The sequence below is a fragment of the Streptomyces sp. NPDC021100 genome, from assembly GCF_044333095.1.
Lineage (GTDB): Bacteria > Actinomycetota > Actinomycetes > Streptomycetales > Streptomycetaceae > Streptomyces.
Window position 1 is genome coordinate 205,107 of record NZ_JBIRQH010000010.1, and the last position, 12,767, is coordinate 217,873.

At 75.0% G+C, this 12,767-nt stretch carries 12 protein-coding genes and 1 pseudogene; 6 read left to right on the top strand and 7 right to left on the bottom strand.

Translation table 11 applies throughout. The features are described 5' to 3' along the window. The first annotated feature begins 69 nt into the window (after positions 1 to 69). The 5 genes and pseudogenes from ACH4PU_RS20080 (at position 70) to ACH4PU_RS20100 (ending at position 3,886) form a co-directional block, all read left to right on the top strand. Complete coding sequence (locus ACH4PU_RS20080) at positions 70 to 258, top strand: hypothetical protein (RefSeq protein WP_398273377.1); 189 nt, start codon at positions 70 to 72, stop codon at positions 256 to 258. A 230-nt stretch (positions 259 to 488) separates the two neighbouring features. Next, positions 489 to 1,022, top strand: coding sequence for a hypothetical protein (locus ACH4PU_RS20085; RefSeq protein ID WP_398273380.1), 534 nt, complete (start codon positions 489 to 491; stop codon positions 1,020 to 1,022). A gap of 101 nt (positions 1,023 to 1,123) precedes the next feature. After that, positions 1,124 to 1,866: pseudogene (locus ACH4PU_RS20090) on the top strand (VWA-like domain-containing protein); the annotation flags it as partial. Positions 1,867 to 1,915: 49 nt separating this feature from the next. Further along, the gene (locus ACH4PU_RS20095; protein WP_398273383.1) at positions 1,916 to 2,788 is read left to right on the top strand and encodes an endo alpha-1,4 polygalactosaminidase; all 873 of its coding nucleotides are present in this window, start codon (positions 1,916 to 1,918) and stop codon (positions 2,786 to 2,788) included. A 114-nt stretch (positions 2,789 to 2,902) separates the two neighbouring features. After that, on the top strand, positions 2,903 to 3,886 hold the full coding sequence (locus ACH4PU_RS20100; protein ID WP_398273386.1) for a DUF1259 domain-containing protein: 984 nt from the start codon (positions 2,903 to 2,905) through the stop codon (positions 3,884 to 3,886). Between the two features lie 14 nt (positions 3,887 to 3,900). Here the strand turns inward: ACH4PU_RS20100 and ACH4PU_RS20105 are convergent, their stop codons facing one another. Further along, positions 3,901 to 4,404 carry a metallophosphoesterase family protein gene (locus ACH4PU_RS20105; RefSeq protein ID WP_398273391.1) on the bottom strand — a complete coding sequence of 168 codons (504 nt, stop codon included), beginning with the start codon at positions 4,402 to 4,404 and terminating at the stop codon, positions 3,901 to 3,903. 117 nt (positions 4,405 to 4,521) lie between these two features. Between ACH4PU_RS20105 and ACH4PU_RS20110 the strand changes: the two genes are divergently transcribed. Beyond that, a complete protein-coding gene (locus tag ACH4PU_RS20110; protein ID WP_398273396.1) occupies positions 4,522 to 4,905 on the top strand; it encodes a DUF6332 family protein in 384 nt (127 codons plus the stop codon). Here ACH4PU_RS20110 and ACH4PU_RS20115 read toward each other — a convergent pair. From ACH4PU_RS20115 to ACH4PU_RS20140, 6 genes are all read right to left on the bottom strand, one after another. Then, on the bottom strand, positions 4,848 to 5,759 hold the full coding sequence (locus ACH4PU_RS20115) for a glycoside hydrolase family 19 protein (protein WP_398273502.1): 912 nt from the start codon (positions 5,757 to 5,759) through the stop codon (positions 4,848 to 4,850). The genes ACH4PU_RS20110 and ACH4PU_RS20115 overlap by 58 nt on opposite strands. Before the next feature lie 342 nt (positions 5,760 to 6,101). After that, on the bottom strand, positions 6,102 to 7,187 hold the full coding sequence (locus ACH4PU_RS20120; RefSeq protein ID WP_398273399.1) for a lanthionine synthetase LanC family protein: 1,086 nt from the start codon (positions 7,185 to 7,187) through the stop codon (positions 6,102 to 6,104). A gap of 259 nt (positions 7,188 to 7,446) precedes the next feature. Continuing rightward, positions 7,447 to 7,578, bottom strand: a complete 132-nt coding sequence (locus ACH4PU_RS20125) for a hypothetical protein (protein ID WP_260630472.1) — start codon at positions 7,576 to 7,578, stop codon at positions 7,447 to 7,449. A gap of 41 nt (positions 7,579 to 7,619) precedes the next feature. Beyond that, positions 7,620 to 7,775 carry a hypothetical protein gene (locus tag ACH4PU_RS20130; RefSeq protein WP_398273404.1) on the bottom strand — a complete coding sequence of 52 codons (156 nt, stop codon included), beginning with the start codon at positions 7,773 to 7,775 and terminating at the stop codon, positions 7,620 to 7,622. A 44-nt stretch (positions 7,776 to 7,819) separates the two neighbouring features. Continuing rightward, positions 7,820 to 10,600 carry a class IV lanthionine synthetase LanL gene (gene lanL / locus ACH4PU_RS20135; RefSeq protein WP_398273407.1) on the bottom strand — a complete coding sequence of 927 codons (2,781 nt, stop codon included), beginning with the start codon at positions 10,598 to 10,600 and terminating at the stop codon, positions 7,820 to 7,822. Positions 10,601 to 10,676: 76 nt separating this feature from the next. Next, positions 10,677 to 12,602: an acyl-CoA dehydrogenase gene (locus ACH4PU_RS20140; RefSeq protein WP_398273410.1), complete on the bottom strand. Its 1,926-nt coding sequence runs from the start codon at positions 12,600 to 12,602 to the stop codon at positions 10,677 to 10,679. Between the last annotated feature and the right edge of the window lie 165 nt (positions 12,603 to 12,767).

A 12,767-nucleotide genomic window follows, 5' to 3' on the forward strand; every position in this document is an offset into this window, starting at 1 on the left:
GTACCCCACCCGGACCGCCGGTCGTCATCATGCCCCCTGCCTGGTGCCAGGGCGCCGTGACCAGGGCCTGTGACCAGGGCGGACGAACCCCGTCATCCGACAGACGCGGCCCCGGCCGCCGCCGACTTCCGCGCCGCCGCCGAACTCGGGGTACACGCCGTGCCGTTGTTCCTCTTCGAAGACGGCAGCGCGGTGAGCGGCGCGCAGTCGCCGGACGCCCTTCTCGCCGCCCTCCGCCGGGTCCCCGCGGGCCGTTGACCGGATACCACGCCCGCCCTCGCTCGCGCACTTGTTCGAGAGTGGTGACGTACTTCTCACATCCCCGTCGGACCTGATGACATTCCCGTCCCGCTCCGGTGTTCTTACCGCCGATGGCAGCCCTGATATGGGCATGACGAGGGGATCGGTGGGAAATGGACAGGCAATTCCGGCCATGGTGGAGCCTGCGTCGACTCGCTTCCAGGACCGCGGGAACCGACCGGGCGACCGTGCGCGGCAGGATCGCCGCCGCCGTGGCCGCGGTCGCGCTGCTCGTCGCCGGCCTCACCGGAGTGACGGCGGGCGAGGCCGCCGCCAGGGACGGCAAGTGGTCCTGCTCGGGGGCTCCGGTCCCGGACGGCTGGGTCATCACCGGCTACGACCGCAACGGCTGCCAGGGCGCGGGATCCTGGTACCAGCAGCCCGTCAAGGACGGGATCTGGACGTGCTCCGGCTCGCCGATCGTGTCCGGCTACGTCATCACCAACTACGACCGCAACGGCTGCACCGGCATCGGTGCCTGGTACCACCAACTCGCCCACGACGGCCGTTGGACCTGCGCCGGCTCCCCGATCCCGGCCGGCTACGTCACCACGAACTACAACCGCACCGGCTGCAACGGCATCGGCTCCTGGTACCAGCAGCAGATCCGCAACGGCATGTGGGCCTGCTCCGGCTCCCCCATCCCGCCGGGATACCGCAACACCACCTTCTCGTCGACCGGTTGCAGCGGCGTCGGCGCGTGGCTCATGGTGCGCACCTGAGCGACACTCGACGGGCGCGCACCACACCGGACGCGCCCCGCGGCCGGTCCGTCCCGAACGGGGGCGGACCGGCCGTTCCCGTGGACGGCGCGTCATTCCCTGGCGGCCCCCGTCCCGGGCTGGAACGGGAGTGGGAGCTGGGACCGGAAGGGGCGGACGCGCTCAGCGAGCAGGACGGGACGCCGTCCGGTTCCGGGTGGCCCAGGGCATCACCGCCCGTCCGGGGGACTCCCCGCGCGGCTGGCGCCGCTGGGCCGAGGAGGTGTTCCACCCGCCGCAGCCGTGGCGGGAGTTGCTCGGTGCGGCGGTCCGCTCGGCCGCCACCGGTTCCGGCGCGGGCGAGGACTACTCCTACGGCCGGCCGGCGCACCGCTCGGCCGGGGTCCCCGGTGTGGTGCTGCCGAGCCTGCGGCGCCGGCCGCCCCGGGTGACGGTGGTCGTCGACACCTCGGGTTCCGTCAGCGACGCCGAACTGGGCAGCGCGCTGCTGGAAGTGGCCGCCATCTCCCGCGCCGTCGGCGGCCGCCGCGACCTGGTCACCGTGGTGACCTGCGACGCGGCGGCGCAGGGCGTGCACTCCCTCTTTCGCGCCGAAGGGATTCCGCTGGCGGGCGGTGGCGGCACCGATCTGCGGGCCGGGTTCGCGAGGGCGCTCGCCTCGGGGCGTCCCGACGCCATCGTGGTCCTGACGGACGGTCGGACACCGTGGCCGGACGTCCGGCCGCCGTGCCGGACCGTGATCGGCCTGTTCCGGCGGCCGGACGCGCATCCGCCGTGGGACGAGGAGGACCCCGACCACGTCCCCGACGCGCCGCCCGCGTGGGCGCGGGTGGTGGAGATCGGGGGTGAACCGCGCGGACGGACCGGCGACGGCCGGAACGTAAGGTGGCTTCGTGACGATTCTCCGCACCCGCGCCGCAATCGCCGTCATGGCCCTGTCCACGGTCCTTGTCACGGCTTGTTCCGCCACCGGATCCGACGAGGACGCCGGCTCCCGGGCGTCCGCGCACGCCGACGCCCCGGACACGGCACGGACACCGGAGAAGGTACGGATACCGGACGCGAACACCGCCTTCGACTACCAGCTCGGCGGCGCCTACCCGCCGCCCGGCGGCGTACGGGCCGTCTCCCGCGACCGCGCGGCCCGGCCCGCCGCCGGGATGTACAACATCTGCTACGTCAACGCCTTCCAGACGCAGCCCGGCGACGCCGTCGACTGGTGGAAGAAGCGCCACCCGGACCTGCTCCTGAAGAACGACGACGGAGACCTGGTCGTCGACGAGGACTGGAAGGAGCCCCTGCTGGACATCTCCACCCCGGCCAAGCGCGACGCCCTGATGAAGATCGTCGGCCCCTGGATCGACGGCTGCGCGGACGCCGGCTTCGACGCGGTGGAGCCGGACAACCTCGACTCCTACGAGCGCTCCGACGGAAAGCTCACCCCGGAGCACGCGGAGGCCTTCGCCCGCCTCCTGACCGCCCGCGCCCACCGCAAGCGCCTGGCCGTGGCCCAGAAGAACACCGCCGACCTGCTGCCCCGGCGCACCCGCATCGGCTTCGACTTCGCCGTCGTCGAGGAGTGCGCGCGCTACAAGGAGTGCCCCGACTACAGCGAGGCGTACGGCGGCCGCATCTTCGACATCGAGTACGTGAAGAAGGACTTCACCGCCGCCTGCCGCTCCTGGGGCGGAAAGCTGTCCATCACCCTCCGCGACCACGACGTCCGCCCCGCCGGTTCCCGGGGGTACGTCCGCGCGTCCTGCTGACACCGCCCCGCCGATCCGGCGCGCGGAGCCGCTGCCCCGGACGGGCGCTCCCGTATCGCCGCCCCGAACGTCCCGGTGTGGGATGGGGGGACGGCAACCGGAACGGAGGCGTTCATGCGACAAGGCCGACTGTACGGCGCGGACAAGGACAGGCGGAGGGCGGCGCGGCGGTCCCTGGTGGCGGGGACCGCGCTGCTGTCGGTGCTGTTCACGGCCGGGGTGGCGCGGCCCGGCGACGCGCATCACGCGCGGCGGATCCAGCCGTCGGTCACCCGGGAGTCCGACTGGCGGGACGTGGCGACGGCACTCGGGCACCAGGGCGTACTCGTCGACCGCCGGGCCTACGGCATCGGGTTCCCCCGGGCCGACCTCGACGTGGTCAGCAAGGGCTACCACGTCAAGGCCATCGGGTCGTTCGTCTCGTTCATCCGCTACCCCGACCGGCAGACCATGATGATGGGCGAACTGGCGGTGACCGAGCGGGAAGTGCGCAAGGTGCTCGACGTCCTGAACGCCCACGGCATCGCGCAGACGTCCCTGCACAAGCATCTGCCCACCCACAGCCCGGCGCTCTGGTGGGTGCACTTCCACGCCATGGGCACCAAGCCGCTGAGCATGGCCCGGGGGCTGAGGGCGGCGCTGGACGCCACCGGCACCCCCGCCGTCTCGGGCACTCCCAGAAAGGTCGCGCTGGGCCTGGACCAGCCGGCGGTCGACAAGGCACTCGGCGCCCGGGGACGCGCACAGGGCCGGGTCTACAAGGTCACCTTCGCCCGGAAGGAGACCGTCGCCGACCACGGCCGGATCCTGCCCCGGATGACCGGCGCCACCTCCGCGTTGATCTTCCAGCCCGTCGGCGAGGGCAAGGTGCTGCTCAACGGGGACATCGCCGTCGTCGCCAAGGAGGCCCCGGCCACCATGAAGGCGCTCCGGCGCGGCGGTGTGGACATCATCTCCTTCCACAGCCACATGCTCACCGACGAGCCCAGGCTGTTCTTCCTCCACCTGTGGGCCGTCGGCGACCCGGTCCGGATCGCCAAGAACCTCAGGAGCGCCATCGGCCACACCAACGCCGCTGCCACCGCGACGACGTCCTGACGGGGGAGGAGACGTCACACCCGCCGGGGCAGCGCGTGCAGCCGTACGCCGGTGAGCCGGCCCTCGGCGACGCGGGCCGTCATGTACGTGCAGTGCGGCTGCCGGCGCCGGTCCGTGGGCGAACCGGGGTTGAGCAGCCGCAGCCGGCCGTCGGCCGTCGAGTCCCAGGGGATGTGGCTGTGGCCGAAGACCAGCACGTCCAGATCGGGGAAGCGCTCCGCGCAGCGCCGTTCGCGCCCCTGCGCCGCGCCGGTCTCGTGGACGACGCCGAACCGCAGCCCGCCGAGCTCCGCGTACGCCACCTCCGGCAGCCGGGACCGCAGTTCGGGGCCGTCGTTGTTGCCGTACACGGCGAGCAGCCGCCGCGACCGCGCCTCCAGCAGGTCCAGCGCGGCGGCGTCCACCCAGTCGCCCGCGTGGATCACCACGTCGGCCCGCGGCACCAGGCCGAGGAGCTCCGGCGGCAGGGCCTTGGCCCGTTTCGGCAGGTGGGTGTCGGACATCAGCAGCAGTTCCACGCGGCCGACGGTAGCCCGGCCGCCGCCCCACCGCCGGGAGCACGGCCGGCCGCGTTCCCGCCACGCCCGGCCGGGAACGACCGCCCGCGCTCCCGCCGGGGATGAGAGGCCGGACGCATGGGGAGTGGAACGCGCGGTCAGGCGGAGCGGGACGCCGTCACCGTCGAGATCGGATACGCGCTGTTGAGCGGGTGCTTTCTGGGATTCGTGGTGTTCGCGGCGGTCGCCGGGCCGGTTCTCGTGTGGGACCTGCCCGCCGGCGTCGGGAAGGCGCTGGTGGTCACCGGGACGGTGCCGGCATCCGTCCTCGGGGTGGTGCGCGTCGTCCACCTGCTGTGGCGGTTCGCCGGGGCGGCGGCCGGCCCCGGGGACGGCCGAGCGCATGGACGCGGGCGGACGCGGGTGCTCGGAGCGCCACCGGCCGCCCGCGTCCGCCCGCCGGCTCAGCAGTACAGGTCGCCGCCCGGCGCGACGCCGAGGATCTGGGCGAACTTCCGGTAGCTGTCCACCCGGTGCTGCACCTGCGCGGGGTTCCGGCCGTCACACTCGACGGACCCGTTGATGCTGCGGACCGTCTGGCCGAAGCCGCGGCCGTTGACCATGGCGTCGTGCGGCGTCATGCTGCCCGGGCCGCGCTGGGTGTTCCAGTACCAGAGCGCCGTCTTCCAGGCGACGGACGCGTCGTTCTGTACGAGCCACGGGTTCTTCAGCAGGTCCAGACCGAGCGCGTCCCCGGCCGCCTTGTAGTTGAAGTTCCAGCTGATCTGGAGGGGCCCGCGCCCGTAGTAGGCGGCCTGCCCGGCCGGACAGCCGTAGGGCTGCTTCCCGTCGCAGTACGTGGGGTAGTTGGCGGTGTTCTGCTCCACGATGTACACCAGGCCGCCGGTCTCGTGGTCGACGTTGGCGAGGAAGGCCGCGGCCTCCTGCCGGCGGACCGTGTCGCTGCCCGTGTTGGCGAAGCCCGGGTACGCCTTGAGGGCCGCGACCAGGCCGCTGTACGTGTAGAAGTTGTTCCGGTTCGGGAACATCTGCCGGAACTGCGCCTCGCTCACGACGAAACCGCCCGGCTGCGGATTGCCACCGGAGCAGGTGTACGGGTCCCAGTACCAGGTGCTGATCAACGGGTCGTACCCCGGGTTGTCATGCTCCGCGATGTAGTACTTGCCGTCCGTGTAGCGGACGACCGTTCCGGCGGGATACCAGGTGCCCGCCGTCCAGTTGGGCGCGTTGTCGCAGGTGCCCGCGGCACGCGCGGGGGGTGCGGCCGGCGCGGCGGAGGCCGTGGGGCCGACGACGGCGAGGCCCGTCGCGGCGACGATGGCCGTCAGCAGCGCGGCTAAGCGGTGTCTCACGATCACGAGAACTCCTGGGGTCGGAGGGGCGGATGGCTCGGGTACGGCGGACGCGGTCAGGGCGTACGGCGGTCGGACGGCAGGGCTTCCGGGACGGACACGGGAGCCGTGTCGTCCGCGGAAGCCGCCGGGGGAGGGCGCCGTGACACGGACACCGCGTCACACGCATGCGTTTCCGCCCCGCCACATGACCGGCTGCTCGCATCGGGCAGTGAACAGCCTTCGTTGAAAAATTGTCAACGCGCCCCCGCGCCGGGTCGCGCAATCAGGCCACAACGGAAACGGGCGGCACTATCGGACGGAGGACGTGTCGCCGATCCCTTCCGGCCGTTCGCCCCGACCGCGTCACGCCAGGAGGAGCGCCCGGTCCCATCCCGGTTCGACGTCCGTCGCCGCGCCCAGGAGAGCGAGCGTCACCCCCGCGGCGCCGTCGAGGAAGCCGGGACCGCCGCCGGAGGGCAGCGGACCGGTCGCGAGGCGGGCGGCGGCGCCGGCGAGTTCGGGGTCGCCCGTGTCATGGGCGAAGCGTGCGGTGATGTGGAGGAGTCCCGCCACACCGTGGCAGAGGCCGGGGTCGCCGTCGACGCGCCGCCGCGCGGGCGGGCGCCGGAGGGCGGCCTTCAGCGCCCGCACCGCGAGGCCGCGCGGCCCGTCGTCGCCCAGCGCCGTACCCGCCAGCCACAGGGCGCGGGCGATCCCCGGACCGCCCCGGCACCACGAGGCGCGCAGCGGACGGCCGGTGGCCGGACCGGCCCAGTCCGGGCCCCAGGCGTCGTCGGCGTGCCCGGCGACGAGCGCCGCGGCCAGCCGGGCGGCCGCCTCGCGCTGTCCCGGAACGGCGACGTCCGCCGTCAGGGCCAGCGCGAGGAGGGCGAGCGGACCGGCGATCCCGTGCGCCATCCCGGGGTCGGGCCGGTCGGGGAAACGGATCCGGGACAGGGCGGCGAGCACCGTCCGCAGCGCATCCGCCGCCGCCGGATCGTCCCGGCGGCACAGCAGGTACGCGCCCGCGCCCGTCAGGCCCGCGACCACATCGACGGCCCGGGGCGCGTACGGGCCGTCGGCGGCCCGCCGGGCCCGCGCGCCCGCCGCGTCGACGACCTGACGGTGCGCCGCTGGTGCGTCGTGGGACAGCGACCAGGCGGCGAACGCCACTCCGGCCGCCCCGCCGAAGAGCCCCGGCGAAGCGCCGAACCGCGCGTAACCCCGCAGTGCGGCGGCCAGATAGCCCTCGGCGAGGGCACCGTACCCCCGCCCGGGCCGGGCGCGGTCGAGCCGGCGGTACGCGAGGGCCAGGCCGGCGCCGCCGTCGGCCAGATCGGGCCGGACGCGGTGGGGCACGCGGTGCGGTCGCGCGGCGGCGGCGAGCCGGGCGAGGACGGCGGCGCGGTCGCGGGCGGGCAGGAGGGGGGACCATGCCGCGTCGGTCACGTGGGTTTCCGTTCGGGGCGCGGGACGTGGGTTGCGTGCGGCACGTACGGTGCGGGGGCGGCGACGGTGTCGAAGAGGGCGGCGCGGTGTCCGTCCCGCGTCGGTCACGTGGGGGTTCCGCTCGCGACGCGGCACAAGTGGACGGAATCGATGGCGGCGAGGCCGTCGAGGGCGACGGCACGGGCGCCCCCGGCGGCGGCCGGGGTTCCGCGCGGCCGGTCCGGATGACGCGGCCGGCCGCGCGGAACCGGTGGACGGCTTACGGCGGACAGCGCGGCGGGTCCGTGCACTGGCCACTCGTGTGGTCCGTGTCGCAGCACATGACCGGTTCCAGCGCCTGCTCATCCGTCTCGGGCAGTTCCTGGAGCTCCAGAACGGCGTCCTCCATCATCCTCACCTCCTTCCCCTCCTCCCCACGCGGCCCATGGGTCCTCAGGAGAGAGGGCAGCGCGGGGGATCCGTGATGTCCCAGCTGGTCTCGGCGGTGTCGCAGCACATCCACGGCTCCCGCACCGGGCCCTCCGCCTCGGGCAGTTCCTGCAGCACGAGGACGTTCTCGTCCATGGCCGCCACTTTCCTCTCCGGCACGGCGTCACTCCTGGCAGCGGGGTGTGTCCGTGCAGCAGTCGGTGTCACAGCGGCTGGTCGTCAGGCTCACCTGGCAGTGCAGGGCCGGCTCCAGCCGCCCGCCGTCCGTCTCCGGCAGCTCCTGCAACCGGAGGACCAGTTCTTCCGCGTCCGTCACCTCCTCCGCGTCCGTCCGGCCCGTCCGCCATCCAGGGGCGCCCGCCCCCGTGCGCCAGCCGCAGCAGCAGGTCGAGGGCGCCGGCCAGGCCGACTTGATAGCTCACGCAGAACTCGCGCAGCGTGTCGTCGGGGACGAGCATCCGCCCGTCCCGCCGCGCCGCCCGCGCGGACAGGCAGAAGGCGGCCTCCGCGGCCCGGACGCGGTGGGCGGTGTCGCCGGTCAGGTCGGCGACGTCCAGCAGGAACTGGGCGTTTCCGGCCACGCCGTGGCACGCGCCGGTGCCGACCCGCCAGCGGTCCGCGTACACCGCGCGGGCCGCCCGCTCGGCGTACTCCCGGAACAGCGGTTCACCGGTGGCCCGCCACAGGCGGACCAGCGTCGTGCCGATGCCGGAGGCGCCGTTGCACCAGAAGTCGAGGCCCATCCGCTCCGTACGGCCGGGCCCCTTGGGCCACAGGGCGATGTCGCCCCGGTCCTCCGCCACCGCGCACAGGGCGTACCCGCCGCCGGCCGCGATGTCGACGAGGTCCGGCCGGCCGAGGTCGCGGCCCGCCGCCAGCAGGAACGCGGCGTGGCCGGCGACCCCGTGGGCGAAGCCGTACAGGGCGGAGCCCGCGAGCTCCCGGCGGTGCTCCGGGCCGAGCGGCCAGTCCACCCCGCCGCCGGCCGCGGCGGTACGGCGGAGCACGCCGTCAGCGCACCGCGACGCCCGTTCGGCGAAGCGCGGGTCGCCGGTGGCGTGCCACAGGTGCAGCTGGGCGAGCCCGGCGCCGGCGAGGCCGTGACAGACGTCCGGGTTGTCCCACTCCAGCGGGATGCGCAGGGCGAACGCGCGGGCGCGCGCGGCCAGTTCGGGATCGTCGAGGGTCAGCGCCGCGTCGTGCAGCGCCCAGGCCGTGCCCGAGCGGCCGAAGTAGAGGCCGGGCAGGACGCGGCCGGGGAGCGCCAGCCGGGCGGCGATCCAGTCGGCCGCCGTGCGCAGCAGCGGTACGAGCCCGGGCGCCCGGCCGGTGCGGACGGCCCGGTCGAGGACGGCCAGGACGCCCGCCGCGCCCTGCTGGACGTTGCACGGGTCGCCCTCCGGCAGCGAACGGGGGCGGGGCCAGAGATGCACCTCATGAGGCGTCACCGTCGCGGCGATGTGGGCCAGCCCGTCGTCCAGCAGCCGGTCCAGCGCCGCGCCCTCCAGGACGGGACCGGACGTCTCCGGCGCTTCCTCGGCCGCCTCCGCGTCGAGGAACGCGGCGGCCCACTCCAGCGTCCGGCGGCCGGCCGCCTCGGCGGTGAGGCCGAGGACGAGCGGGGCGAGGGCGCGCAGGGCGGGGCGGTCCGCGGCCGCCGCCCCGGCCATCACGGCGAGCCGGTCGCCGACGGGCCGTTCGGGCGCGGTGTCCGGCGCGAGCAGCGGGTTGATGCCGGTGACGGCGTGCAGCAGGGTGGTGCCCAGGCCGAAGCAGTCCACCTCCGGGCCGGGCACGGGCACGGTCCCGGTCAGGGAGAGGTACTCGGGGGCGGTGAAGCCCTGGGTGCCCGCGACGTGGGCCGTGCCTCCGGCGCGGACCGCGCACTCCAGGTCGACGAGGACGGGCGTGCCGTCGGGCCGGACGACGACGTTGGTCGGTTTGAGGTCGCGGAGGACGAAGCCGGCCGCGTGCGCGGCGCGGACCAGGCGGGTCAGGTCGCGGGCGAGGTGCCAGGCCGTCCCGGCCGGCAGCCGTCCCCCGTTCCGCGACGCCTCGTCCGCCGCCCACCGGTGCAGGTTCTCGCCGTCGATCAGGTCCTCGGCCAGGAACACATGGCCGCCGGCCGTGAAGACGCCCCGGGGCGCGGGGGTGATGCCGAGCGGCGCCAGCCGCGCCAGCACCTCGGCCTCGTAGCGCAGCCAGTCGCGGGCGTCCGTGCCGCCGGGCCTGGCGCCGACGTGGGCGCGGGCCTCCTTCAGCAGGACGTCCTCACCGGTCCGCCGGTCGAGGGCGCGGTAGACGCCGCCGCGGTTGGAGTGGCGGACCGCCTCGCGGACGAGGTAGCGGTCCGCGAGGAGCACGGGGGCGCCGCGCCCGCGGGAGCCGGCCGGCCGGACGGGCGGGTCGAACGGCGGCCGGGCCCAAGGAGGCGGCGAGAACCAGGCGTTGCGCTCGTCGGGGACCAGGCTGCCGTCCGGGGCCCGCAGCCGCCCCCGGTAGAAGCCCTCGTCGTCGAGTTCGCGCGGCGGCGCGAAGCAGCCGAACCGGTAGTGCACCAGGCTGTCCGGCCGGTACCGCCGGTCGGACAGGATCGCCGGCCCGGCCAGCCCCAGCGTGGCCCGGTGCAGTTCCTCGGCGAGCGCGCGCGACTGACCGTCGTCCGCCGGGTAGGCGGTGAGGAACTTCCCGGAGTGCTCGCGCGGCGCCCGGACGGAGGTGAGGTCGGCGGTGATCCGCGGCGACACCGCGAACTTGAACGCGCACCCGTGCGCCACCAGGACGCCCGCCGCCTCCTCCAGGACGCGGGGGGCGGACTCGACGGTCGCCGGCAGGTGCAGCTTCCAGCCCTGCCGCCGCGACCGGTGGCCCACCGGCCGCACCATGCACCACGTCTCACCGTCCCGCAGCGTCCACCGGGACCGCCCGGTCCCGAGGACCCGGAGGACGACCGCCTGATAGCTCGCCTGGAGGCTCACCGTCACACGGCGAGCGTGACACGGCCGCCCGTCGCGGTCGAGAGCTTCGCCGGAACGGTCTTGGGCCCGTGCCCGCGTCGTCCTACGGCACGCCCGCTTCCGGCCGATGGGCGTCGTCATCCGGCTGCCGGGACGGCTCCCCGGACGGCTCCCGGGACGGTTTCGCGGCCGGCTCGTCCGCCAGGAGCGGCAGGGACGCCAGGTGCTCGGCGGGAATCCGGAACGCGTCCGTCAGGACCGTCAGCAGCGGGGCGAGGCGTGCGGTCAGGGTCCGGACGGCCGTGGGGAGGGCGCGGACCTGCTCGGCGGTCATCTTCCCGTCCGCCAGCAGCCGTCCGGAGCGCGGCGTGACCTCCTCCAGGAGGAAGAGCGCGCACAGCTCGTCGAGGACGGCCCGGGCTCCCGGGCTCGCGGCCCGGGCGCCCGCGGCGAGGAACGCGTCGGCGGCCAGGCCGAGCGCGGCGGACCGGACCATGTTCAGGGCGGCGTCCGAGGCGTGGTTCCACCGGCCGAGCGCGTCCGTGGCGTGTCCGTGGCCGTCCGTTCCGGGGGCGGAGCGGAGCAGGGACCGCGCGGACGCGTGCCACTGGCGCTGGTCGGCGGTGAGGAGACCGCGCAGGAAGCGCGGGTCGGTGAGATCCTCGCCGCCCGTGGCCGGGGCGGTGTCCGGGACGAGGTCGTGGCCGAAGACCATTTCGGCGGCGGCCTTGCACCAGATGGCCAGGTTGTCGCCCTCGGCGGTGATGGCCCCATCCGCGTTCGCGGGGAATTCGGCCAGGCCGTTCACGGGGAACAGGGCCCGGGCGCCGCAGCGTTCCCGGCACTCGAGGGTGATGTCGCGGGCCCGCCAGGTGATCCAGCCCTTGGCGACGGCCACCAGCCGTTCGGTCTCCGCCTGTTCGTCCGGCCCGGCGGTGAGCCGGCGTTCGGTGACGGCCCGGTGCAGGAACGTCATGGCGTACGCGGCGGCGACGTGGCCGAGCAGGGGGGCGTGGTGGCTGCGGTGGGCGGCCAGGGGGATGCGCCGGCCCGCCACCGGCCCGGAGACGGTCCGCAGATGGGCGTAGCGGACGGCGATGGCCAGCGCGGCGCGGCAGCCGCCGAGGGTGGCGGCGCTCATGCACAGCTTGCCGGCGGTGACCCGGCGGATGGCGTGCAGGACCCGCTTGCGGGGGTTGCCCACGGCGCCGGCGAGGCCACCGCCGGGGAGCAGCCGGCCGTGCGGGCCCTGGACCAGCGCCGTTCGCGGCAGCCGTACGTGGTCGAAGGCGGTGACGCAGTGGTCGACCGGGCTGCCGGTCCGCTCCGGCAGCGCCTCCACGGTGACGCCCGGCAGTGTGCCCCGGTGATCGCTCAGCGGGGTGAGGAACAGGAACACGCCGTGGTCCCGGCCGCCGGCCAGCAGGCGTGCCGCGACGACCGCGCTCTTGGGGCCGCCCGCCGCACCGGTGTTGGGCATGAACTTCCGCGCGCCCGGGGTGGGGGTGTGCAGGACGAACCCGTCGTGCTCGGGGTCGTGGCGCGCGGTGGTCTCCAGGGCGGCGACGTCGTTGCCGTGCGCCTGTTCGGTACAGAGGAAGGTGCCGACGCGGGCGAGCGTGGTGAACTCGGTCAGGTCCCGGGGCGGTGACACGTCGTCGTCGAGGAGGCTGCCCAGGAAGAGGTTGTAGTGGATGCCGGCGACGGTGGCCGTCGCGCCGTCCACGACCGCCGTCCACTCGTGCAGGGCGGCCAGGCCGCGCGGGTCGCGGGCCAGCCGACCGGGGCTCGGCAGCCCGGCGTTGAGGGCCCTGAGCCGTGCGTAGGCGAGCCGCTGCCGCTCCTCGGCCGGGAGGCCGGGCCGGTAGCGGAACACCTCGGCCGAGACCGCCGCGCGCCAGTGGCCGTGGGTGTCCTCCGGCCCGTCCCGGAACAGCAGGTCCGCGAGCTCTTCGGCGCCGGGGCCGGAAGGGCGCGGCGCGGCGGGAGGCGGTACGGACGGGGCCGCGGGGGCGGTGGTGATCGGCACGTCGTGCCCAACGACGGCCCGGCGGTGGGGGAGCGGCGTGTTTGTGAGGATCGTGTGAAACGGATCGTGTCCCGGCTGGGCCGAGTCGGCCGAAAACACTCGGCGACTCGTACCGCGTCGACGAGTAGCGCGTCCGCGGGGCTCCGGGACCCTGACCCCGGGCGC